General features: G+C 58.0%; 24 protein-coding genes and 1 pseudogene. 12 read left to right on the top strand and 13 right to left on the bottom strand.

Annotated elements, in window-relative coordinates; all coding sequences use genetic code 11:
- Positions 1–39 precede the first annotated feature (39 nt).
- The 5 genes from KUV22_RS16235 (at position 40) to KUV22_RS16215 (ending at position 3,691) form a co-directional block, all read left to right on the top strand.
- Positions 40–360, top strand: coding sequence for a DUF3301 domain-containing protein (locus KUV22_RS16235; RefSeq protein ID WP_224919577.1), 321 nt, complete (start codon positions 40–42; stop codon positions 358–360).
- 36 nt (positions 361–396) lie between these two features.
- A complete protein-coding gene (locus tag KUV22_RS16230; protein ID WP_010133025.1) occupies positions 397–618 on the top strand; it encodes a DUF1653 domain-containing protein in 222 nt (73 codons plus the stop codon).
- 46 nt (positions 619–664) lie between these two features.
- Positions 665–1,732: a saccharopine dehydrogenase family protein gene (locus tag KUV22_RS16225; RefSeq protein WP_222232827.1), complete on the top strand. Its 1,068-nt coding sequence runs from the start codon at positions 665–667 to the stop codon at positions 1,730–1,732.
- Between the two features lie 148 nt (positions 1,733–1,880).
- Positions 1,881–2,408: a phosphatase PAP2 family protein gene (locus tag KUV22_RS16220; protein ID WP_222232826.1), complete on the top strand. Its 528-nt coding sequence runs from the start codon at positions 1,881–1,883 to the stop codon at positions 2,406–2,408.
- A gap of 83 nt (positions 2,409–2,491) precedes the next feature.
- Entirely contained in the window at positions 2,492–3,691 is a 1,200-nt protein-coding gene (locus KUV22_RS16215) for an MJ1255/VC2487 family glycosyltransferase (RefSeq protein WP_261319632.1), read from the top strand.
- A 30-nt stretch (positions 3,692–3,721) separates the two neighbouring features.
- Here KUV22_RS16215 and KUV22_RS16210 read toward each other — a convergent pair whose 3' ends face one another.
- The 13 genes and pseudogenes from KUV22_RS16210 to KUV22_RS16150 form a co-directional block, all read right to left on the bottom strand.
- On the bottom strand, positions 3,722–4,567 hold the full coding sequence (locus KUV22_RS16210; RefSeq protein WP_222232825.1) for a polysaccharide deacetylase family protein: 846 nt from the start codon (positions 4,565–4,567) through the stop codon (positions 3,722–3,724).
- A gap of 36 nt (positions 4,568–4,603) precedes the next feature.
- Complete coding sequence (locus tag KUV22_RS16205) at positions 4,604–6,010, bottom strand: ATP-binding protein (RefSeq protein WP_222232824.1); 1,407 nt, start codon at positions 6,008–6,010, stop codon at positions 4,604–4,606.
- Positions 6,011–6,015: 5 nt separating this feature from the next.
- Entirely contained in the window at positions 6,016–6,690 is a 675-nt protein-coding gene (locus KUV22_RS16200; protein ID WP_222232823.1) for a response regulator transcription factor, read from the bottom strand.
- Between the two features lie 35 nt (positions 6,691–6,725).
- On the bottom strand, positions 6,726–7,151 hold the full coding sequence (locus KUV22_RS16195; RefSeq protein WP_222232822.1) for a PepSY domain-containing protein: 426 nt from the start codon (positions 7,149–7,151) through the stop codon (positions 6,726–6,728).
- A gap of 56 nt (positions 7,152–7,207) precedes the next feature.
- The gene (locus KUV22_RS16190) at positions 7,208–7,813 is read right to left on the bottom strand and encodes a glycine zipper 2TM domain-containing protein (RefSeq protein WP_222232821.1); all 606 of its coding nucleotides are present in this window, start codon (positions 7,811–7,813) and stop codon (positions 7,208–7,210) included.
- Positions 7,814–8,034: 221 nt separating this feature from the next.
- Positions 8,035–8,541 carry a DUF3106 domain-containing protein gene (locus KUV22_RS16185; protein WP_222232820.1) on the bottom strand — a complete coding sequence of 169 codons (507 nt, stop codon included), beginning with the start codon at positions 8,539–8,541 and terminating at the stop codon, positions 8,035–8,037.
- On the bottom strand, positions 8,534–8,839 hold the full coding sequence (locus tag KUV22_RS16180; RefSeq protein ID WP_222232819.1) for a hypothetical protein: 306 nt from the start codon (positions 8,837–8,839) through the stop codon (positions 8,534–8,536). Before KUV22_RS16180 ends, KUV22_RS16185 begins: the two co-directional genes overlap by 8 nt.
- Positions 8,823–9,221 carry a hypothetical protein gene (locus tag KUV22_RS16175; protein ID WP_222232818.1) on the bottom strand — a complete coding sequence of 133 codons (399 nt, stop codon included), beginning with the start codon at positions 9,219–9,221 and terminating at the stop codon, positions 8,823–8,825. Before KUV22_RS16175 ends, KUV22_RS16180 begins: the two co-directional genes overlap by 17 nt.
- Positions 9,218–9,760: pseudogene (locus KUV22_RS16170) on the bottom strand (RNA polymerase sigma factor); the annotation flags it as partial. The gene KUV22_RS16175 and the pseudogene KUV22_RS16170, both read right to left, overlap by 4 nt.
- 131 nt (positions 9,761–9,891) lie before the next feature.
- Positions 9,892–10,275, bottom strand: a complete 384-nt coding sequence (locus KUV22_RS16165) for a hypothetical protein (RefSeq protein WP_222232816.1) — start codon at positions 10,273–10,275, stop codon at positions 9,892–9,894.
- A 144-nt stretch (positions 10,276–10,419) separates the two neighbouring features.
- A complete protein-coding gene (locus KUV22_RS16160; protein WP_222232815.1) occupies positions 10,420–11,778 on the bottom strand; it encodes an L-cystine transporter in 1,359 nt (452 codons plus the stop codon).
- Between the two features lie 149 nt (positions 11,779–11,927).
- Positions 11,928–12,425, bottom strand: coding sequence for a TlpA family protein disulfide reductase (locus KUV22_RS16155; RefSeq protein ID WP_222232814.1), 498 nt, complete (start codon positions 12,423–12,425; stop codon positions 11,928–11,930).
- Complete coding sequence (locus KUV22_RS16150) at positions 12,382–13,740, bottom strand: YihY family inner membrane protein (protein ID WP_222232813.1); 1,359 nt, start codon at positions 13,738–13,740, stop codon at positions 12,382–12,384. Before KUV22_RS16150 ends, KUV22_RS16155 begins: the two co-directional genes overlap by 44 nt.
- A gap of 219 nt (positions 13,741–13,959) precedes the next feature.
- Here KUV22_RS16150 and arsC point away from each other — a divergent pair, with 219 nt between their 5' ends.
- The 7 genes from arsC (at position 13,960) to KUV22_RS16115 (ending at position 20,684) form a co-directional block, all read left to right on the top strand.
- Positions 13,960–14,304, top strand: coding sequence for an arsenate reductase (glutaredoxin) (arsC, locus tag KUV22_RS16145; protein ID WP_222232812.1), 345 nt, complete (start codon positions 13,960–13,962; stop codon positions 14,302–14,304).
- Positions 14,304–14,918, top strand: coding sequence for an NAD(P)H:quinone oxidoreductase (wrbA, locus tag KUV22_RS16140; protein WP_222232811.1), 615 nt, complete (start codon positions 14,304–14,306; stop codon positions 14,916–14,918). Before arsC ends, wrbA begins: the two co-directional genes overlap by 1 nt.
- Positions 14,911–15,315: a DUF2069 domain-containing protein gene (locus KUV22_RS16135; RefSeq protein ID WP_222232810.1), complete on the top strand. Its 405-nt coding sequence runs from the start codon at positions 14,911–14,913 to the stop codon at positions 15,313–15,315. Before wrbA ends, KUV22_RS16135 begins: the two co-directional genes overlap by 8 nt.
- Before the next feature lie 45 nt (positions 15,316–15,360).
- A complete protein-coding gene (gene sppA, locus KUV22_RS16130) occupies positions 15,361–17,229 on the top strand; it encodes a signal peptide peptidase SppA (RefSeq protein ID WP_222232809.1) in 1,869 nt (622 codons plus the stop codon).
- A gap of 216 nt (positions 17,230–17,445) precedes the next feature.
- Positions 17,446–18,183: a glycine zipper 2TM domain-containing protein gene (locus KUV22_RS16125; RefSeq protein ID WP_222232808.1), complete on the top strand. Its 738-nt coding sequence runs from the start codon at positions 17,446–17,448 to the stop codon at positions 18,181–18,183.
- A 413-nt stretch (positions 18,184–18,596) separates the two neighbouring features.
- Positions 18,597–19,448, top strand: coding sequence for an HAD-IIB family hydrolase (locus KUV22_RS16120; RefSeq protein WP_222232806.1), 852 nt, complete (start codon positions 18,597–18,599; stop codon positions 19,446–19,448).
- Between the two features lie 12 nt (positions 19,449–19,460).
- Complete coding sequence (locus KUV22_RS16115; RefSeq protein ID WP_222232804.1) at positions 19,461–20,684, top strand: glycosyl transferase; 1,224 nt, start codon at positions 19,461–19,463, stop codon at positions 20,682–20,684.
- Position 20,685 lies beyond the last annotated feature (1 nt).

The following is a 20,685-nucleotide window of genomic DNA, read 5'->3' as shown; positions in this document are numbered from 1 at the left end:
GTATTCTTGCCCGGTTCGATAATAGCAACTGCAAATGTTATGTATTACTCGCTTGGCGATTTGATCTGGATTTTTTTACTGGCACTGCCCGCCTGGTATTTTTGGGCCGGTATGGCGGCCAAGGACCGGGTACGCAAGGTTGTTAAGGATCACTGTATGAAGACCGGTGTTCAGTTGCTGGACGATACGGTGATGCTGGACCGCACCCGCATCAAGCGCGACCGCCACGGCCAACTGCGCATTCAACGTCGTTACGAATTCGAATTCACCTCGACTGGCGAGCGCCGCTACGAAGGTTTCGCGGTACTGCACGGCCAGCGTATTACCCAGATCCAGCTCTCGCCCTTTCACCTCGACTAATCCTCGAGCCGGTGAAAAAACAAACAAGAGAACCCCATGCAATCACTCAAGAAAGGTATCTACCGGCACTACAAGGGCAATCTGTACCACCTGATGGAAATTGCCACCCACAGTGAAACCGGGGAACAACTGGCTATTTACCGCGCTCTGTATGATGACTTCGGTGTGTGGGCACGTCCCCTGGCCATGTTTGCAGAAACCGTAACCAAAGACGGTAAGACATTCCCGCGCTTTGCCCTGGAAAAGCCGCTTGATTGACTTCAGCATCGCGGCCTTCGCCAAATAAAGACAATAAGGACTCTCGGTGAACAACAAACAAATCCTGATTTACGGCGCCTACGGATACACCGGCGAACTCATCGCCCGTCAGGCCGTGGCCAAAGGGCTGAAGCCTATTCTTGCTGGCCGCAGTGCCGCCAAGCTGCAACCGTTGGCAAACGAGCTGGGCCTACCCGCCATTGCGGCCTCGCTGGACGATGAGGAAGCCCTGGCGCACGCGCTGAAGGATGTGGCCGTCGTTATCCACTGTGCCGGGCCCTTCTCCGCCACCGCGGAACCCATGATGCGCGCCTGTATCGCCACCGGCACCCACTACCAGGACATCACCGGGGAAATGTCCGTGTATCAGATGGCCCACGGGATGGACGCCGAGGCGCGTGCAGCTGGCGTGGTGCTGTGCCCGGGCACCGGCTTTGATGTCATTCCCACCGATTGCCTGGCGGCGGCGCTGCATAAGGAAATGAACAGTGCCACCCACCTGACCCTGGGGTTTGACTCGGATTCGGGCCTCAGCCCGGGTACCGCCAAGACCTCGATCGAAAGCCTCGGAGTGGGCGGTGCGGTGCGCCGCAATGGCAAAATCGAGGTAACGCCCCATGGCGAGCTGACCCGCAAGATCAATTTCGGGCGTGGCGAGAAGTTTGCCGTTGCCATCCCCTGGGGCGATGTGGCTACCGCCTACTATTCCACCGAGATCCCGAATATCGAGGTGTATATCCCCATGAGCCCGCGCCGGGCGAAGAAAATGCAAAAGCTGAACGCATTCCGCTGGCTGCTGCGTATGAAGTGGGTACAGAACTGGATGAAGGGCAAGGTGGACGAGAAGGTCCGCGGCCCCAGTGAGTCACAGCGCTCCCAGCAGCAGACCTGGGTATGGGGCGAAGTCCGCAACGACCGCCGCGGCGAGCGCCGGGTAGGCCGCGTGGTCACCGCGAACGGGTACGACGTTACCGTGCATGGGTCACTAGCGGTACTGGAGCATCTGCTGAGCTATACCGGGAACGGGGGCTATTTCACCCCGTCGAAACTGTGTGGCCATGAACTGGTCGAGAAGCTGCCGGGCTCCGGCGCGATCAAAATGTCCATCGACTAGACCTGTGCCTACGGCGCCACCACTCGCGTGGCGCCCTCTCTTCCCTCCCCACCAAAACGGCACCTAAACGCCACCAGCGTTTGCAGATTTCACAGACCTGACACATTTTGTTCAAGTCTGCGCAACATAGGCTTCGTACTTTTACCGTATGCGAAGGTTACCTATCACCCTAAAAACCGTCGATGTGTCGCTGGTCCTGCGTATGGCAGAGCGCGCGGCGCGACCGGCATCCCGTAGAAACTACCTGCTGCTGTCCCGCTCCGCGGACGGCTGGCTCTATCTGGCATCACCGCTGCTAGTAGCGATTGTGAGCCTGCAGGTGGCGCTGCAGTTCCTTACGGTCTGCGGTGCGGCCTTCGTCATAGAGCGCTCACTCTACTGGACAATCAAAAACACCACCCGCCGTAACCGGCCCCCGGAATCGATTCCCGGGCTGCGATCCATTGTTATTGCCAACGATCGCTTCAGCCTGCCATCGGGCCACACCTCCGGTGCCTTCCTGTTTGTGACCATGCTCGCCCAGTGCCTGCACCCATTGTGGGCCCTGGGTTACTTCTGGGCCGCTGGTGTCGGCACTTCCCGTGTCGGGCTCGGCGTACATTACCCGACCGATGTTTGTGCCGGTGCACTGCTCGGTACCTGTGTAGGTCTTACGGTCGCCGGATCACTGCTATAAGTGCCGCGCGCCACGTTTGACCAACCAAGCATAAGACACCTCAAAACCCTGCAAACCATCGCAATTCCTTTCGGAGAAGCAATTTGAAAATTCTGTACGGCGTTCAAGGTACTGGTAACGGCCATATTTCACGGGCCCGGGCCATGGCGGAAGCCTTCCAGCAGTTCCCGAACTTGGAGGTTCAGTGGCTGTTCTCTGGCCGCCCGCCGGAAAAGCTGTTCGCGATGGACACTTTCGGCGATTACTGGTGGCGCGAAGGGCTTACCTTCGTGCACAAGGAAGGCAAGATCGATCAGCTCGCCACCGCCAGGCAACTGGATTTACGCAAGCTGCTGAAAGACATTCGTGAACTCCCGGTAAACGATTTTGATCTGGTTATCAGTGACTTTGAGCCGGTCACCGCCTGGGCGGCGAAAAAGCGCAAGTGCCCAAGTATGGGATTGGGGCACCAGTATGCCTTTGATTACGCTATCCCAGCACCGGCTTTTGGCTGGCTGCCACGGACCATCATGAAACTGTTTGCGCCAGTGCCCCTGGGCCTGGGGATGCACTGGTATCACTTTGGCCAGCCGATCTTGCCGCCGATTGCCCACGCCCACGAGGACACCGTGCCCCCAGAGCAGGACCATGTGCTGGTATACCTGCCGTTTGAACATGCACTGCCGCTGTTGCAACAACTGGCGCAATTGCCGCAGAAGTTTATTGTTTACGGCTTGCCAACCGATCTCCCCAAAGCGGACAACATCACCCTTAAGGCACCTTCGATAGAAGGCTTCCGCCACGATGTCGCCACGGCGCGTGCGATTATCTGCAACAGTGGCTTTGAACTAATTGCCGAGACACTGACGCTGGGCAAACCGATTTTGACCCGCCCGCTCAAGGGGCAGTTCGAACAGGAGGCCAACGCCATGGCGTTGCAAGAACTGCAACTGGCGAGGGTGGTAAAACATATCGATGCACTCACCATTGGCCGCTGGCTGGAGGAGCAGCCGAGAGGCGTGCGCATCGACTGGCCGGATGTAGCGCACGCTATTGTTCAGTGGATTTCCGAAGGCCGCGCCGAAGCGCCACAAGAGCTGTCCAGAAGATTGTGGCAGGGTGTCATTCCCGGCCAGCGCCGTACCAAAGCCGAAGTGCAAGGCAACAGCGCAGCGGTGGAAGTGGACGGTGTCGAAGGTGTGGAAGGTGTGGAAGGTGTGGAAGGTGTGGAAGGTGTGGAAGGTGTGGAAGGTGTGGAAGGTGTGGAAGGTGTGGAAGGTGTCGAGGGTAGCGAAGGCACCTGACAAGGTGCCTCGGTTTTTGCGCAGCGCGGTTTAACGCTGATTACGCACCTGCTCCCGTTGCAGATGGGCTACGGCTTCCCGCATGGTCGTTACCCAGTAGCGCTCCGGATTGGCCGCCAGGTGTTGCAGGAGTGCGCGGTGGTCCTCGGAGGCGACCGAGATGTAATCCCCACCCACTCCGTGAAACAAAAAGCCCACAAGGCTGTGGTTTTCCCGGGCGGCTTCCGCCACGGCAATCAGTTGTTCTGCGGTTTTTTCTGCACCGTCGAACGAGGCTATTCGGTAAAAATCTTTGTTGTCCGGATGATGCTGCCCGTCGGCGGAAAACAAGCGCGCGGCACTTACCAGTTTTTTCAGCTCCGGCAGTACATCCTCACCCCCCGCCGTCATATCACCGCACGGGTAAGCAAAGGTACGCTCCTCCTCACCGTCGATGGCCTTGAGCATGGTATTGGTGGTCTGCACTTCATCCACAAATTGCGCGAGGGTGTATTTATCCAAATCCTGCCACGGTTGCACCCAACTGCGGTTAGCCAACGATTTTCGGCACGGGTGGTAAAGCATATGGTTGCCGAGTTCGTGGCCGCTCTGCGCGGCGCGGCGCCACTCGTGCTGGCGCAAGCGCACCGACGGGCGCGCACCGCTCAGATAAAAAGTACCGGGCAGTTTATGTTTATCGAGCTGGGGGATGGCCACGTCCAGGTGTGAATCCAGCGCATCATCGTAGGACAACACCACAGCAACTTCCGCACCACCAGGCCAGGGGGAAGCGGCCTGAGCGGCCGGCGCCAACAGGGCTGTGCAGCAACAAGCGATAACGGGAAACGCTGCCGACAGTAGCTGCCGTAAATTTTTCCCTGACCATCGTGAAAACATACAAAATCCCTGTTTGTTTTATTGTAACTGTACGGGTTAAAGCTCGACCCGCAGGGTAAGCCCGCCGAGATTTCCCTCGGCCGTTTCCGACGGCGCCGCTATGGCGATGCTACCGTGGTAACTCTCCACGATATCAACCACCACGGCAAGACCAATGCCCTGCCCCTGTTGCTGCTCGTCGGCCCGTACACCGCGTTGAACCACCTGTTGCCACTGGTCTTCGCTAAGGCCCGGACCATTATCGGCAATAATAATTTCCAGGCCGCGGCGGTCGTCGGTGTTCTTCGCACTGACCAGCAGTTTGCCACCGCCATACTTGTAACCGTTGTCGAGAAGGTTACCCAGCATTTCCATCAGGTCCCCTTCATCGCCATAAAATAATACGGAAGGATCGCACAACAGTTCCGCATCGATGGTTTTATCCCGGTAGGCTTTATCCAGTGCCGAGAGAATTTTCTCTGCCATGGGCTGTACCGCCACGCCGCGCAAAATGGACTTGGGCGACGTCGCCACCGCACGCTTCAGCTGGTAACTGATAATCCCGTCCATGCGCTCCACCTGCTCCGCCAGCGCCTGCTGTGCGGCCTGTGGGTTTGCCGCCACGTCCATGCCTTTCAGTACCGCCAGTGGCGTTTTCAGACTGTGCGCGAGGTCACCCAGCGTATTGCGGGTTTTCTCCCGCTGGCGACGCTCATTTTCTATCAGCAGGTTCAGGTTATCGGTCAGGGGTACGAGCTCTTTGGGGAATTTGCCCTGCAAGGTATCGGCACCCCCACGCTGCATGTTTTTCAGCGCACTGGTCACTTGGCGCAGAGGTGCCAGCCCCCAGTGCAGCACGAGGAGCTGTACCGCGATCAGTGCCAGGGCGCCGATACCCAACCAGCGCCAAAGGGTAGTATTGAATTGATACACCTGCGCCTGCAGCGGCCCGGCGTCTTCCAGCACCACAAAGGTAAATTGCAGCTCGTTATCCAGCCCCCAGGCGATTCCCTGGCGGAAGCTGCTGTAGGGCACGGTCGAGTCCGGCAGCTGAATTTCGGCAAACACCTGCTGGCCCTGGCGCAGCGGTAACGGCAGCGGTAACTCGGAGAAATTTGGCAGGCTAAGTGCCGAAGGGGAACGCCAGATAACCCGGCCGCGGGCATCCATTACCGCACCGATCAAGCCGGAGTCCGGCTGGTTGAAGCGCGGCTCCGGCAGGTTCAGGGGCAACAGCAGATTGTCGCCGTCTGGCTCGGCCACCGCCAGCAGCGTATAGATATGCAACTGCAGCTCACGCGCTTTGGACTCATCCAGGGAGGTGCGGTAGGCCTTTTCCAGCACACCAGAAAGTACCACCAGAAAAACCAGTAGTACCAGGGTGGCCATCAGCGAAAGACGGCCAGACAGGGAGTGTATCCAGCCCGAGAGGAACTGGCGGATATCAGAGAGGCGGTTCAGCAAGGTAATCAGCTCGCCGGGCTAAACCGGTAACCGCGCCCACGCAGGGTTTCGATGGGTTTTATCCCACCTGCGGCATCCAGTTTCTTACGCAGGCGACCGATAAATACTTCAATCACGTTACTGTCGCGATCACAGTCCTGCTCGTAGATGTGCTCGGTGAGTGTGGTTTTCGATACCACCTCATCCGGATGCAGCATCAGGTATTCGAGCACCTTGTACTCAAACGACGTCAGGTCCAGCTCGCTGTCGGACACCTTCACTCGCTGGGCACTGGTATCCAGCTCGATGGGGCCGGCACTGATGACAGGGGAAGAAAAGCCTGCGGAGCGTCGCACCAGTGCGTTCAAGCGGGCGAGCAACTCTTCGGTATGGAAGGGCTTGGTCAGGTAATCGTCACCACCGGCTTCCAGGCCGCGCACTCGCTCCTGCCAGTGGCCGCGAGCCGTGAGAATCAGGATAGGGAAATGCCGCGATTCTTTGCGCAGGGTTTCAATAACCTGGATACCGTCGATTTTCGGCAGCCCCAGGTCCATTATCGCTACGTCGTAAGGGTATTCACGCCCCAGATACAATGCTTCTTCGCCATCCGGCGCTTCGTCAACGGTGTACCCCCCCTTGCGCAGGGAAGCCGCCAGCTGTTCTCGCAACGCGTGTTCATCTTCTACCAGCAGTGCGCGCATGGTGTGTCCTCAGTAATGCATTTTTCGTTATAGAGTTAGCGAGAAATTCTTCCGCTCTGTCGATCCACGAACACTACATAGACCTGACTTTTGTCAGAAAGTCCCTTCACGCGGAACATACTTTTGCCTTTCCGCTGTACTTCGCTGATCGCCAGGATCTTGCCACCAAAGCGTCGTTTCACCAGCGCCGCGGCCTCATTTTTGGAAATGCCTTTGTTCTGCACCCGCACCGTGGCCAGAGGCTTTATTTCCAGATACCTTACTTTCGCGGCCTGCGGCATTTGTGCCCCTGTTAACGCCGCCTGTGACATTGCCGATGCCGCAGACACCGGCGCGCTCACCAGTGCCGCCAGTAATAAGCAGGCCAATACGGCAAACGGTACAAGTTTCATCCCTGCGAAGTTGATGGATACGGCCCCTTTCACTTGCTGTGCGGCTTGCGGACCTCGAGTGACTTTCACTGCTCTGCTCCTGTCGATTCCATAGCGCCGGTGGATGAATAACAATCAGACGTTGATCACAGTACCGGCGTGACGTCTACACGAACCCGAATTCTATCTCCAGGATGGTGGTTAGTGCGAATCAGATATTCCTGGCCGTTGTAGCGGTAGCTGACGTCGTAGCCAATCAGCTCTCGGCGTGTGCTCACTTCTTCGACAACCTGACAGCGCTGCTGGGTGCCGTACTGGACTGGCGCCTGGCTGCGGCTGATGGCATTGCCGATAACGGCGCCTACCGCAGCGCCCGCGACCATGCCCGCAGTCTTGTTACCGTGATGGTGGCGGTGATAGCGACGGTGGTAGCGCTTGTGGTGCTTGTGTCCTTTGCTCACATTGCGCCCCACCGCAGCCCCCACGAGGCCGCCGATGATGGCTCCGGCCGGGGACGGCTGCTGATAGGTGACGGTCTGGTCCCAGCACTGGGTTCTGGGTTCGACGACATTCACGTCATTATAGATAGGCGTCACTGCGGTGACGGGGGCATAGTCATAGCCATCCTGGCCCCCATGTGGACCGGGGTAATAGCCACTGTCGCCCGCGCTAGCGCTGACACTCACCGCCACCAGTACCACGGTGAGACCAACCAGTGCCAGCTGCTGTAACCACTTGTTTGTTAATGCCATGTTGCATACTCCCTAGACCTGAGCGGTGGTGCTCTGGTGTGACTCTTTTCTGAAACTGGTCACTACCAGGCATCTTTGTTTGGCCAACAATTCGACCGATGGGAGTACTTTAATAGGCGCTGACTGAATCGTTCCTGAACTGAAATGAAAAAGCGGGGCCTCCTGCCCCGCTTATATTGGACCCGCTTAAGTTGGCCCCGCTTATATTGGTCTCGTGTGTATCAGCCCCGCTTCTGCCGTTTACCTCTGCGCTGTTTGAAGCGCTCCCGCTGCTCTGGCGTCATGTTGCGCCAGCGGTCGCGCAAGCGGCGCTGCCGCTCGGGTGGCAGCTGCTTGAAGCGCTCGCGCGCCTCGCGAATTCTCTTGCGCTCTTCCGGCGGCAATTTTTTGAAGCGGTCATAGGCCTCGCGCAGCTTCTGGCGCTGCTCGGGCTGCAAGCGTTGCCAGCGGCCAAATTCCTGACGGGCCTGCTGTCGCTCCTGAGTGCTCATGCCCGCCCAGCGCGCCGCGCCCTCCCGCAGGCGGGTGCGTTGCTCAGGGGTAAACTGGTCCCAGCGGCCTTCAAAGCGCTGCAGTAATTGGCGCTCGCTGTCGCTCAGGTCCTTCCACGCGGCCGGGTCTGCCCAGGCGCTACTGGCAAGGGAGGCCAACAACAGCAGCCCGAAGCCGATTTTCCGCACGTTGCCGAAAACGGGGTTCGATGTGTGTTTAGCTGTGGCGTTACTCATTTCGCTCACCCTGCTCACTTTGTTCACGTTGCTCTCTCTGCTCACGACCTTCACCCAAATCGACCACCTCTGGCCTGGGCGGGGCAGGCTCCTTTTCCAATACGCCTTCCACATCGCTGGGGGCGATAAATTCACCAGTCTCGTCGGTCCAATCCGACAGGAATAACAAAAAGTCTTCATCCAGGGGTTCGTTGGCAAACGCAAACGGCAACATCACCAGCTGAAGCGGTAAAGTCCAAGCCAGAATCCGCTTTGAAGTGCGGCGCCTGCCGCGGCCCAACTCAGGACGTGTGGCCATCCAGCGCCTCCTCTGCCAGCCACTGGTAAAACTCCACGTCTTCGATCATGTCCAACTCGGCGTCTTCGTTCAGAATCCACGCATCGGCCAGCATATCCACCGGCTCGCCCTGGGAGCTGGAACGCTCCTGTCCGACAAACAGCGCCACCGTAAGCACTGCTGCGGCACTGGCAAGCCCCGTGGGTAACCAAAGCATCCAGCTTGGCCGCGAAGTATTCGCCGCACCATCTAGTGCTGCAGAGCGCGCACGACGCAGGCGCGACAGGGTTTCGCCGTCGAGCGATTGCTCGCGGCGCTCCATGGCTGCGCGCGCACCGGCCGCTAATTCGGCATCGTTGTGCTCCCTCGACTGAGCCTTGGACTTGTCTTGTGGCGACGTCATCGCACTTCCTCCAATTGTCCACGCAGGGCAGCCAGTGCCCGGGACAGGTGGGTCTTCACACTACCGCTACTGCAGGACATAGCAGCAGCGGTTTCCGAGATATCAAAGCCTTCGACACAGCGCAACATAAATGCCTGCTGCTGCCGCGGGGGCAACCGACCGACGGCGGACTCAATCGCATCCAGAGCGCGCTCGGAAAACACACCTTGCTCCGGCCTCGGGCCACTCTGGTCTTCCAGTGCGCCCGGGTCAAACACATCGTCCGACTCATCGTCACCGCGGGCAAACTTTTCCCGCAGAAGCTGCCAGCGCGAGACGGTCTTGTGCCGGCGGTGCCAATCGGTAATTCGGTTATTGAGAATGGTAAAAAACAGCGGGCGCCACTGCTCCCGCTGTTTGTGGCTGTAATTGCGCACCAGCGCGAACATAGCATCCTGCACAATATCCAGCGCATCGTCACGGTTCCCCACCGCCATCGCGGCCATGGAGAAGGCACGCTTCTCTACCGAGGCTAAAAATTGTTCCATGCGGCGTGCAGCGGCCCTTTGCCTGGAGACCCCTTGCTTGGAAACCCAAAGTACAGGGGCCTATTGTGAAAGCTTGTTATTATCATGCGATTGCGGCGCGGCCCGCGCTACCCCGGGCCGCAATATCTAATCTCCGAGTTGCGTTAGCTACCCACCCGCGCGCTGCGACGGTCCATTCGGCGATCCACTTTCTGCCCCTTGCGATCGAGCTTGCGGTCGACGCGCTCGCCTTTGCGATCCAGGCGGTTGTTGATGCGATCCCCTTTCTTATCGAGGTGCGCCGCGCGTTTGTCTTTGCCGTTGGCTGCCGCGCGTTCGGACTTGCGGTCTAGCCGGTTGTTAATCCGGTCACCCTTGTTGTCCAGTCGGTTCTCAATGCGGTCGCCCTTGTTATCCAGGCGCTGTTCGATGCGATCCCCTTTGTTATCCAGGTACTCCGCGCGCCGGTCGCTGGCATCTGCTGCTGCGACGCTGGAAAGCGCAGCGGTTACGGTCAGGAGGACGATCTGTTGCTTGATCCGTTTCATCGATGGTTCCCTATTATGATCAGTGATCAGTAATCAGTGGTCGGTAAGTAAATGCCAGGTGGAAACGTCGTTACACACCTGTGTGGTTCACTTATCAAAACGTGCAAGACCGCAATAGGTTGACACATCGATGAAATTTTCTGGTTAGCGGGCCTCTGCAACCTCCACGCTGGGCCCCAACCAACGCTGAGTCAGGGTACCCGCGGTCATGGCGCCATTCACATTCAACGCGGTGCGCGCCATATCGATCAGCGGCTCGACGGAGATCAATAGTGCGGCAATCTGCACCGGCAGGCCCATGGTAGGCAGTACCACCAACGCGGCAAAGGTCGCCCCGCCACCCACGCCCGCGATACCGAAGGAGCTGATCACAATGACGGCGATCAACGAGGTGAGCCACACGGGGTCAAACACATTGATCCCCATGGGTACCGCCACCATCACCGCCAACATGGCCGGGTAAATACCCGCGCAACCGTTCTGGCCAATGGTGGCGCCAAAGGAAGCGGAAAAGTTGGCAATGGCCGGGGAGTTGCCGAGCTTGTCGATCTGGGTTTCCACATTGAGTGGAATGGTCGCGGCACTGGAGCGGGAGCTGAAGGCGAATACCAGCACCGGCAACACAGTGGCGAAATAGTGCAATGGACTAATGCCGTTGATCATAAGCAACAGCGCGTGCACCACAAACATCAGCGCAATCGCCACAAAGGAAGCAAGTACAAAGTTGAACAGGTTAAAGATATCCGTCCAGCTGGACTTGGCCACCAGCGCCGTCACCAGCGCCATAACGCCGTAGGGAGTAAACGCCATAATCAGGCGCACCAGCTTCATTATCCAGGCCTGCGCCACGGTAACAAAACGTTCGATAGCGGCACCCTGCTCCGGGTTCTCCCGGCGTACCGCCAGCGCGGCGAGCCCCATCAATACCGCAAAGATCACCACCGCGATCACCGAGGTATCGCGCTGGCCGGCGAGGTCCGCAAAGATATTGCGGGAAATAAACGAGGTAAGGATTTCGGGAATGCTGAGGTCCGTCACGCGGCCCATGCGTTCATTCAGCACATCCACCCGCGCGGCTTCGCGGGAGCCTTCCACCAGCCCCTCTGCCGTCAGGCCGAACAGGTGCGCGATTACCACACCAATAAAGGCAGCAATCGCAGTAGTGCCCAGCAGGACCACCAGCACCGACCCGCTGATTTTGCCGAGCGAGGCGGTGTTGCTCACCTTAACCACCGCGGCGAGGATCGAGATCAACACCAGCGGCATCACCAGCAGGTGCAGCAGATTCACGTAGCCGTTGCCAATCAGGCCAATCCAGTCGAGTACCCAGGGAGTGTTTACGCCCCAGCCCTCCGCCAGATGCATCAAGCCACCCAGCAACACCCCCAACAGCAGCCCGGCAAATACCGCCGGGGCCAGCGAATTGCGGCTGTGGTGCCAGCGCGCCAGCGGCCAGAGTAAGAACAGATAGAAGGCCAGCAGTAGAAATGCACTCAATTGCATTTATTTTGAGTCCCAGATTGCGGATTTAAGGAAAATAGTTTGCGCGCATCCTAACAGCCGGCGCGTATGTCCCTTAAAGACGCTTTGGTTATACGGGTAGAAGCAAGCGTACGACACATGCCGGCCTATCCTCACCCGCTGCTCCGCCCTTACTCTGATAGGTAAGGCTGGATAGCTTCCATTAGGGATTCTGCGGTTTGCGGGCCGATTAACGTCCGCTGCCACTGGCCGTGACGGTCGATGATAAAGGTGGAAGGCAGCACCTGTGGTACCGCCTGGCCCCAGCGACCTTCGGGGGCATCCGCCAACAGCGGGAAAGCGATGCCGAACTTGTCCGCTTGCCGCTGTATTTCTTCTTTTGGCGGCTGGTCAAAATTTATCCCGAGCACCAGAACCCGGTCTTGGTGCTCGCGGTAGAAGGTATTTAGCTCCGGTATCTCTTCACGACAGGGTGCGCACCACTCTGCCCAGTAGTTCACCAACAGGACTTTTCCCGAGGTATCCAGCGGTTTGCCGTGCAAATCGGCTAGGCCACCGGAGCGCGCACCGCACCCCGTGGCCAGTGCGAGCACTGCGATAAGCAGGAAAAGAGCGCGGAACCGCTCAAGACTTAGCTGTTTTACTCGACGACTTGCCGCTACGCGCATTGCGGCCACTCCCTTTACTGACCGATTTATTATCTGGGACCTCTTCCCCGGCCACGACGGCAGGGGTCAAACTGGTATCCACGCTCTTCTCCACAACCTCTTGCGACATCGACTCGCGAAACAAATCGCCAAGGCTCCGGGAAAGGTGCTCGCGGGAAAAGTCTCTCGCTTCGCGGAAGCGCACTTCCACCTCGCGGTACCAGGGGCGCACCTCCAACTCACGGTGGCCGCTCTCTGGCACCGGTGCCGGGTGCAGCCAATCGAGCATCTGCTGCAGGGTCACGGAATCCAGGTCGCGCACCAGCACGAACTCATTGCGGTCGGTTTGTCCGATTACCTGATTGTCTTGCAGTACTTCGCGAATGCGCCGCCACTGTGCCGGGCGAATACCCGCGCGCGAAATATCCTGCTCGCGGATGGTCTGCCCCTGCTGATAGTTGCAGAAGAACTTCCACAAAATAGACAGGGTTGCCACCAGGTCGGAGTAATTTCGCCCCTGTGCCGCCGCGTGGTAGGCGGACAGTGTACGTACCAGCACACATCCTGCCAGTACGATCATCCACATCAAATAGATCCACAATAGGAACAGCGGTACGAAGGCAAAGGCACCATAGATCGCCTGTACCGAACTGCGCGCGACAATGGCACCAAACAGATACTTGGCGAACTCAAAGGCAAAGGCGGTGATCACGCCACCGGCGAGGCCATGACGCAGTGGCACGCGGCAATTGGGCACCGCCACAAACAGCAAGGTAAAGGCGATGGCGGTAAACACCCAGGGCAGCACCCGCAGCACCACCGGCAATACGCCCAGGCTATCGTTGTGCGCGAGTACTTTCTGCGAGAACAAATAGGTGGTGGCGGCCATGCCGGCACCGAGCAAGATCGGCCCGAGACTCAGAATTGCCCAGTAGAGCAAAAAGCTGGAAACACCACGGCGGCCCTTGGGAATATCCCAGATCGCATTAAACGTGGTCTCGATATTTTTCAGCATAAAGCCCGCAGTCAGCAGCAAAATGCCAATACCGACACCGGTAAGGCGCTGGGCCTGGGAGGAGAAACTATCGATGTACTCCTGCACTTCGCGCCCGCTTTCCGGCACGAAATGGGAAAAGATCTGATGTTGGATTTTGCTTTCCAGACCCGCGAAGTCTGGAAACAGTGACAGCATGGCGTAACTCACGGTCACCAGGGGAACGATCGCGAACAGCGTCATGTACGTGAGTGCGGCGGCATTCTGCCGGCAGTTCTTCTCGTTGAACACGGTCCACAAAGAGGTAAAAAAGCGACGCCAGCGGTGCACCATTTCAGTCATGGGTCTTCTCAATTTGTTATAGCTTTTGTCATACGACTCCCCACACCACTTGCCAAACCCGCTCTCGCTTACCTTTTGAAACAAGTGGCTACGCGCCATTTTCTCGTGAATGGAGCGTATAAATCCATGCAATTTGTCTAAAAAGTACGCCATACCTCAGCGTAGACGACCAACCGCAGGCTGTTAGAATACGCCAAACCTTAACAGGATACGCTTTCGATGTGGACGATCTACCATAACCCTCGCTGTTCAAAATCTCGCCAAACCCTGCAGTTGCTGCAGGAAAACAATATCGAACCGGAAATCGTACTCTATCTGGAGACGCCGCCAGATGCCGCTGCCCTGAAAACGATTCTTGGCAAGCTCGGTATTGCTCCGCGCGATTTGCTGCGCAAGGGCGAAGATGCCTATAAAGAACTGAACCTGAAAGACACCAGCCACAGCGACGACGATCTGATCGACGCCATGGTGAGTCACCCCAAACTGATCGAGCGCCCTATCGTGGTCAAAGGTGACAAGGCCGTACTCGGCCGTCCGCCTGAAAATGTACTGGAGCTGATCTAGTGGCTGCGGCAAATCAAGCGCCTTACATCCTTGTTCTTTATTACAGCCGCAGTGGCGCCACGGCCAAAATGGCCGCGGAACTTGCCCGCGGCGTCGAAGAGCTCGGACTGGAAGCGCGATTGCGCACGGTACCTTCGGTTTCGCCAGATACCGAGGCTTCCCAACCTCCGGTACCGGACAGCGGTGCGCCCTACTGTACCGCCGACGACCTGCGCCACTGCGCCGGCCTGCTGCTGGGCAGTCCCACGCGTTTCGGCAACATGGCATCGCCATTGCGCTACTTTCTGGACCAGACCAGCGACATGTGGCTCGACGGCAGCCTGAGCGGCAAACCCGCCGCAGTGTTTACTTCCACCGGCAGCCTTCACGGCGGCCAGGAAACCACCCTGCTGTCGATGATGTTGCCGCTGATGCACCACGGCATGGTCATCGCTGGTATCCCCTATTCTGAAGGTGCCTTGATGCACACCTCCACCGGCGGAACACCGTACGGTGCCTCCCACTGGGCGGGCAGCGCCGAGGACGGCCTGAGTGCCGATGAAATAACCCTGTGCCGGGCACTTGGGAAACGCATTGCTGATCTGGCGAGCCGACTGGGAGAACACCGTGGCTAAAGAGAAGAAACCAGGCAAGCCCATCGACGAGGCACTGGTAGCCCGCAAATTGGCGTTCGCACGCAAACTGAACTGGGTGTGTTACGGCGGACTTTTGCTGTTGTTCGTGGTGTGGAACCTGTTCCTGGGTGGTTCGTTTAAGTGGTGGTTACTGCAGACAGTACCCCTGCTGCTGGTATTACCCGGCCTGCTCAAGCAGCGTCAGCGCAGCTATTTATGGCTGTGTTTTATCCTGCTGCTCTATATTACCGCCGGAATCGTCGACGTAATGATGCCTACACGCGGCTGGCAGCATGGCGCGTTGACCGCCCTCAGCCTTATCCTATTTGTATCTTCAATGATGACCAGTCGCTGGCAGGTGCAGTTGCATAACGCGCGCACCCACGTCAGTTTGTAAACCACAGAAGAAACACAACAGACCGATCAACAAGGAGTTTCAGGTTTGACCGACTCAACACGCAGCCGCGGGTTTATCCGCCGCTTCTTTGGCGCCATTGGCGGAGCCATCACCTGGCTGCGCCGGGTGGTTACCAACCTAATCTTCCTGCTGCTACTTCTGTTTATCGGCGCCGCCATCTTTGGTGGTGAAGAGCGCATTACCGTACCTCAGGGTGGCGCGTTAAAGGTGGCACCCAGTGGTTTCCTGGTGGATGAACTCAGCCAGCCAGGTGGGCTGCCGGGCTTTTTCGGTGGTCCCTCCGCACCGCAAGAGACGCGGGTAAAAGATCTGGTCGATGCCATTGATCACGCGGCCGGCGACAGCCGAATCTCTGCATTGGTTCTGGAACTCGACAGCCTCGCCGGCGCCAGCTTGAGCAAGCTCGAAGAAGTGGGTGAAGCGGTGCAACGCTTCAAGGCCAGCGACAAGCCGGTTTATGCCATCGGTGACAACTTCACCCAGGGCCAGTACTTCCTCGCCAGCCATGCGGACAAGGTTTACATGAACCCGATGGGCTCACTGCTCATCACCGGTTTCGGCAGCTACCGCAGCTACGTGAAAAGCGCGCTCGACAAGCTAAAGATCAACTTCCACGTATTCCGCGTGGGCGATTACAAAGACGCCATCGAGCCCTATATCCGCGATGATATGTCGCCCGCCTCGCGCGAGAACAAGGCGCGCTGGCTCAATCGTTTGTGGAACGAATACACCGAACAGGTTACCGGCCTGCGCAACCTGCCCCCCAGCGCCGTCGATAACTATATTGCCGAACTGCCGCAGAACCTGCGTGCCGAAGGCGGTAGCTGGGCCAAGGCTGCTTTGGCGAATCAATTCGTCGACAAGCTTCTCACTCGCCGCGCGGCCGTCGCCGAGCTGCAGGAGGTCGTTGGGGAAGCCAAGGAAGATAAATCCCAGTACCGCGGCATTCATGCGCAGGATTACCTGCGCCACATGAAAATGACCAACCTGCCGGACCCGCGCCAGCCCAAAGATAAAATCGCCCTGATCAGTGCCGCCGGCGCGATCGTTGATGGCGATGCACCGGCCGGACAAATCGGCAGTGCCAGCCTCGGCAAGCTGATTGCCAAGGCCCGCGACAAGAACGTCAAGGCGCTGGTTCTGCGTATCGACAGTCCGGGCGGATCGGCATTCGCATCGGAAGCGATTCGTCAGGAACTGCTCGCCACCCGCGAAGCGGGCATCCCGGTGGTGATTTCCATGGGCAGTGTTGCGGCCTCCGGCGGTTACTGGATTGCGGCCGGTGGCGATCGCATCTGGGCATCGCCGTCGACCATCACCGGCTCCATCGGTGTGTTTGGCGCCTTCCCAACCTTCGAAGACTCGCTGGAACACTTGGGCATCTACAACGACGGTGTTGGCACGACCGCGCTGGCGGGCACCATGCGTCTCGACCGGCCGCTGCCTGAGGCCGCCGCCGATATCCTGCAGCAGGGCGTCGAGCATACCTATGCGCAATTCCTGCAGCTGGTAGCCGAAGCCCGCAACAGCACTCCCGAGGAAATTCACAAGATCGCCCAGGGTCAGGTGTGGACCGGCCGCGCGGCTCTGGAGCTCGGGCTGGTGGATGACCTCGGCAATCTCAAGGATGCCATTGCGGACGCCGCGCAACTGGCCGAGATCGATAAGTACGATGTGATGGAGATCCAGCGCGAGTTGAGCCCCAGCGAAAAGCTGATGCGTGCACTGGCAGAAAATGTCGATGCCCAGGTTTCAGCGAGTATCGAGCGTAACCTGCCGCTGGGTGCCTGGTTCAGTAGCCTGCAGCCCGCATTGCAACCGTTCGCTGAACTGAAGTCGTTCAAAGATCCGCGTGCGCTGTACCTCCGCTGTATGGGGTGTGTCGCCCCCTAAGAGGACTCTAAAATCTCCTCTGAAAAGGCCATGGTGGTCTTCATCGCCACCATGGTTCCCTCTCCCGCTCCCACTCCCCGCCCCTCTAACGGAGCCACGAGCGTTAAAGCTCTCAAGGCAATTTTCCAGAACGTCGGCCATGTCACTTCCTGTCGACCTGCTGGTTGATAGTATTCGCGCCATATTTGGCAAATTTCGAAATGCGGATACCAAGTCATGAAACTACTCTCCTCCGTTCTCGTCGCACTGCTCTGCGGCAGCCTGTCGGCGGCACTGCACGCCGAGCCCCCCGAAGGAAAAGGCTGGAAGAAACACCACAAGCACAAAAAGCACAGTTACAAGGAAGAGTACTGGGAAGGTAACTGCAAGATTGAGCGGAAGTGGAGCCGCAACGGCGACTATAAAGAAGAGCGCACCTGCAAGACTCCCCGCCGCTATGCGCACCACCACGGCCATCGCGATGCTGCACGTGTGATCATTCTGCCCCCTTGGTTCGACCAGCGCGCACCTGAGCCCGAATACCGTCCGGAATGGCGCCCAACCACCCGCACCTCAGTATCGCGCTGTAACAGCGATCAAGTGGGCAGTGTTCTGGGTGGACTGATTGGCGGCGTCATTGGCCACCAAATCGGCGATGGCCGTGGCAACACAGCGGCCACCATTGGCGGAGCCATTGCCGGGGTATTGATCGGCGGCGAAGTGGGCCGGCGTATGGATCAGCGCAACCAGGCGTGCGTGGCGCAAGCACTGGAGTTTGCCCCCGAAGGCGAGCGCATCACCTGGCAAAACACCCAGGGCAATGAGAACTACGCGGTAATCCCCGGTAGCGTCGAAATGCGTGGCGATCAGTATTGCCGCTCCTACACCGCCGAGTTCTTTTCGAACGACGCATCCGACAGCACTCGCGGCACCGCCTGCCGTCAGCCGGACGGTACCTGGGTCCGCTCTATTTGATTCAGGCGCTGTCTCCTGACTTCGCAGCTCTAGTTAACGGCTAGACAAGGGCATTCCCTCTCCGGGAATGCCCTTTCTTTTTGCCCTCAAGGGCCTTTCAACCTGCCCAGCCCCAGCCCCAGCCTTAACCTTACCGTCAGCTCGCCTCCCATCTCCCACATTTTCGCCGCAATAAGCGCCGCACCCAATTGGTGCACCCCCTGCTCTGGCCTCGACTCGATTACCCAAGATGAGGCATGCGGTGCGATGGACTGGAATCAACAAGAGAATTTCCACGCCAATTGTCGTGAGCAAAGCACCGCCGTGGCTCACTTTCCGTAGACTGGCACTATTTTTGGATTAGTAGATCTGAGCGCGCCCTTTTAGGTGACGCTCTCAAGACCTGCATCAGGAAGACCCGCATCTGGAACGGAATGAATAAAAATACCCGACTGCCGCACCATTGGATGATCGTCAGTGATCTGGACGGTACCCTGCTCGATCACTTTACCTACTCGCACCAACCGGCCGATGCGACCCTGATGGATCTGGAAACGGCCGAAATCCCGGTGATTCTGAACAGCAGTAAAACCCGCGACGAGATGCTGACGCTACGGGACGCACTGCAAAACCGCCATCCGTTTATTGTGGAAAACGGTTCCGCGATTTTTATACCCTCGGGTTATTTCCCGCAGAAGCCAGAACACGCACAAGAAGAATCCGGTTACTGGGTTCTGGAGCCGGGAGCTCGTCGCCAGTCCATCCTCGACTTCCTGGCACAGGACCGGAAAGAACACGGTGCACCTTATTTGAATTTTGCCGCCGCCAGTATCGATGAAATCGTTGCGGCAACCGGGTTGAGTCACGCGCAGGCCGAACAGGCTAATTCCCGCCATTATTCCGAACCACTGCTCTGGCAGGGTACAGAGCAGGAAAAAACGGCTTTTACAGGCCGCGCCGAGGCCGCCGGCTTCGCCACGCTACAGGGCGGACGCTTTCTGCATGTGCTCGGCCAGACCGACAAGGGGCATGCAACGCAGTTGCTGCAACAGATCTACCAGCAGCACAGCAACCGCCCTTGTAAATTGGTCGGCAGTGGCGACGGACCCAACGACCTGGACATGCTGAAGGTTGCCGACATCGCCATCATCGTGCGCTCGCCAACCCATGCCCCGCCCACGCTCGACGACCACCCTTTTCTGGCCGTCACACAGAATACCGGCCCGCAAGGCTGGGCAGATGCGATCCAGAAGCTACTGGCAACCGAATTTAAAACTGCACAATAACAGGAAAATACTGTGACCGATTTTTTTCAAAATGGCGATATCACAACCCTGCACAATCTTTCCAATCGCAGCCTGGAAGATATGGAGGCAGACCTTATTCGCTTTGCCAAGCACCGCCCCATGTCGCTGTTACTGCCGTCGCTCTATTCTGAACTGGAAGGCGAGGCACTCCCGAAAATTCTCAAAATCCTGGCTGAAGTTCCCTACCTTTCCGAGATTGTTATTGGCCTGGACCGCGCCGATGAATCCCAGTACCGCGATGCACTGAAGCAGTTCAGTATCCTGCCGCAACACGTACGGGTACTGTGGAACGATGGCCCGCGCCTGCGCCAGCTGGATGCGCAGTTACAGCGCGACGGCCTCGCCCCGCAAGATGCCGGCAAGGGACGCAATGTGTGGTACTGCCTGGGATATATTCTCGCTTCCGGCCGCGGTGAAGCGGTAGCCCTGCACGATTGCGATATCGTCACCTACGATCGCGAGATGCTGGCTCGCCTGTTTTACCCGGTGGCCAATCCGCAGTTCAACTACGAGTTCTGCAAAGGCTACTACTCCCGTGTAGCCAACGGAAAAATCAACGGCCGCGTATGCCGCCTGCTGGTGACACCGTTGATTCGTACCCTTAAGAAAATTTATGGCCACACCAAGTATCTGGAGTACATGGATAGCTTCCGCTACTCCCTCGCTGGCGAGTTTTCCTTCCGCCGCGACGTGATCAACGATCTGCGTATTCCCAGTGACTGGGGGCTGGAAATTGGTGTGCTGTCAGAGATGTATCGCAACTACTCCACCAACCGCCTGTGTCAGGTAGACATTGCCCACGCCTACGACCACAAGCATCAGGATGTGTCGTTCGACGATGAAGACTGCGGACTTTCCAAGATGTCCATCGATATCGCGAAATCCTTCTTCCGCAAACTGGCCACCCAGGGCACGGTGTTCTCCTCGGAAACCTTCCGCAGTATTAAAGCCACCTACTTCCGTATCGCACTGGACTTCGTGGAAACCTATCGCAACGACGCCATAATTAATGGTCTGAATTTTGATATACACAAGGAAGAACAGACCGTTGAGCTATTCGCGAGCAACCTGGTAAAAGCGGGACAGGCGTTTCTGGAAAACCCGATGGAAACACCGTTTATCCCCAGCTGGAACCGAATCACCAGCGCGGAACCCGGATTCCTCGACCAGCTCAAGCAGGCGGTGGAAGCCGACTACGAAGAGTACAACGTTTGAC

The organism is Microbulbifer agarilyticus, assembly GCF_019800665.1.
GTDB lineage: Bacteria > Pseudomonadota > Gammaproteobacteria > Pseudomonadales > Cellvibrionaceae > Microbulbifer > Microbulbifer agarilyticus_C.
Note: the sequence above shows the minus strand (reverse complement) of the source record. Positions and strands in the feature narration are given on the sequence as shown.

Coding starts and splice junctions, on each gene's coding strand:
- KUV22_RS16235 (WP_224919577.1), top strand. CDS start 40: ATGTATTACTCGCTTGGCGATTTGATCTGGATTTTTTTACTGGCACTG.
- KUV22_RS16230 (WP_010133025.1), top strand. CDS start 397: ATGCAATCACTCAAGAAAGGTATCTACCGGCACTACAAGGGCAATCTG.
- KUV22_RS16220 (WP_222232826.1), top strand. CDS start 1,881: ATGCGAAGGTTACCTATCACCCTAAAAACCGTCGATGTGTCGCTGGTC.
- KUV22_RS16210 (WP_222232825.1), bottom strand. CDS start 4,567: ATGTTTTCACGATGGTCAGGGAAAAATTTACGGCAGCTACTGTCGGCA.
- KUV22_RS16200 (WP_222232823.1), bottom strand. CDS start 6,690: ATGCGCGCACTGCTGGTAGAAGATGAACACGCGTTGCGAGAACAGCTG.
- KUV22_RS16190 (WP_222232821.1), bottom strand. CDS start 7,813: ATGGCATTAACAAACAAGTGGTTACAGCAGCTGGCACTGGTTGGTCTC.
- KUV22_RS16185 (WP_222232820.1), bottom strand. CDS start 8,541: ATGAGTAACGCCACAGCTAAACACACATCGAACCCCGTTTTCGGCAAC.
- KUV22_RS16180 (WP_222232819.1), bottom strand. CDS start 8,839: ATGGCCACACGTCCTGAGTTGGGCCGCGGCAGGCGCCGCACTTCAAAG.
- KUV22_RS16175 (WP_222232818.1), bottom strand. CDS start 9,221: ATGACGTCGCCACAAGACAAGTCCAAGGCTCAGTCGAGGGAGCACAAC.
- KUV22_RS16165 (WP_222232816.1), bottom strand. CDS start 10,275: ATGAAACGGATCAAGCAACAGATCGTCCTCCTGACCGTAACCGCTGCG.
- KUV22_RS16160 (WP_222232815.1), bottom strand. CDS start 11,778: ATGCAATTGAGTGCATTTCTACTGCTGGCCTTCTATCTGTTCTTACTC.
- KUV22_RS16155 (WP_222232814.1), bottom strand. CDS start 12,425: ATGCGCGTAGCGGCAAGTCGTCGAGTAAAACAGCTAAGTCTTGAGCGG.
- KUV22_RS16150 (WP_222232813.1), bottom strand. CDS start 13,740: ATGACTGAAATGGTGCACCGCTGGCGTCGCTTTTTTACCTCTTTGTGG.
- arsC (WP_222232812.1), top strand. CDS start 13,960: ATGTGGACGATCTACCATAACCCTCGCTGTTCAAAATCTCGCCAAACC.
- KUV22_RS16125 (WP_222232808.1), top strand. CDS start 17,446: ATGAAACTACTCTCCTCCGTTCTCGTCGCACTGCTCTGCGGCAGCCTG.
- KUV22_RS16120 (WP_222232806.1), top strand. CDS start 18,597: ATGAATAAAAATACCCGACTGCCGCACCATTGGATGATCGTCAGTGAT.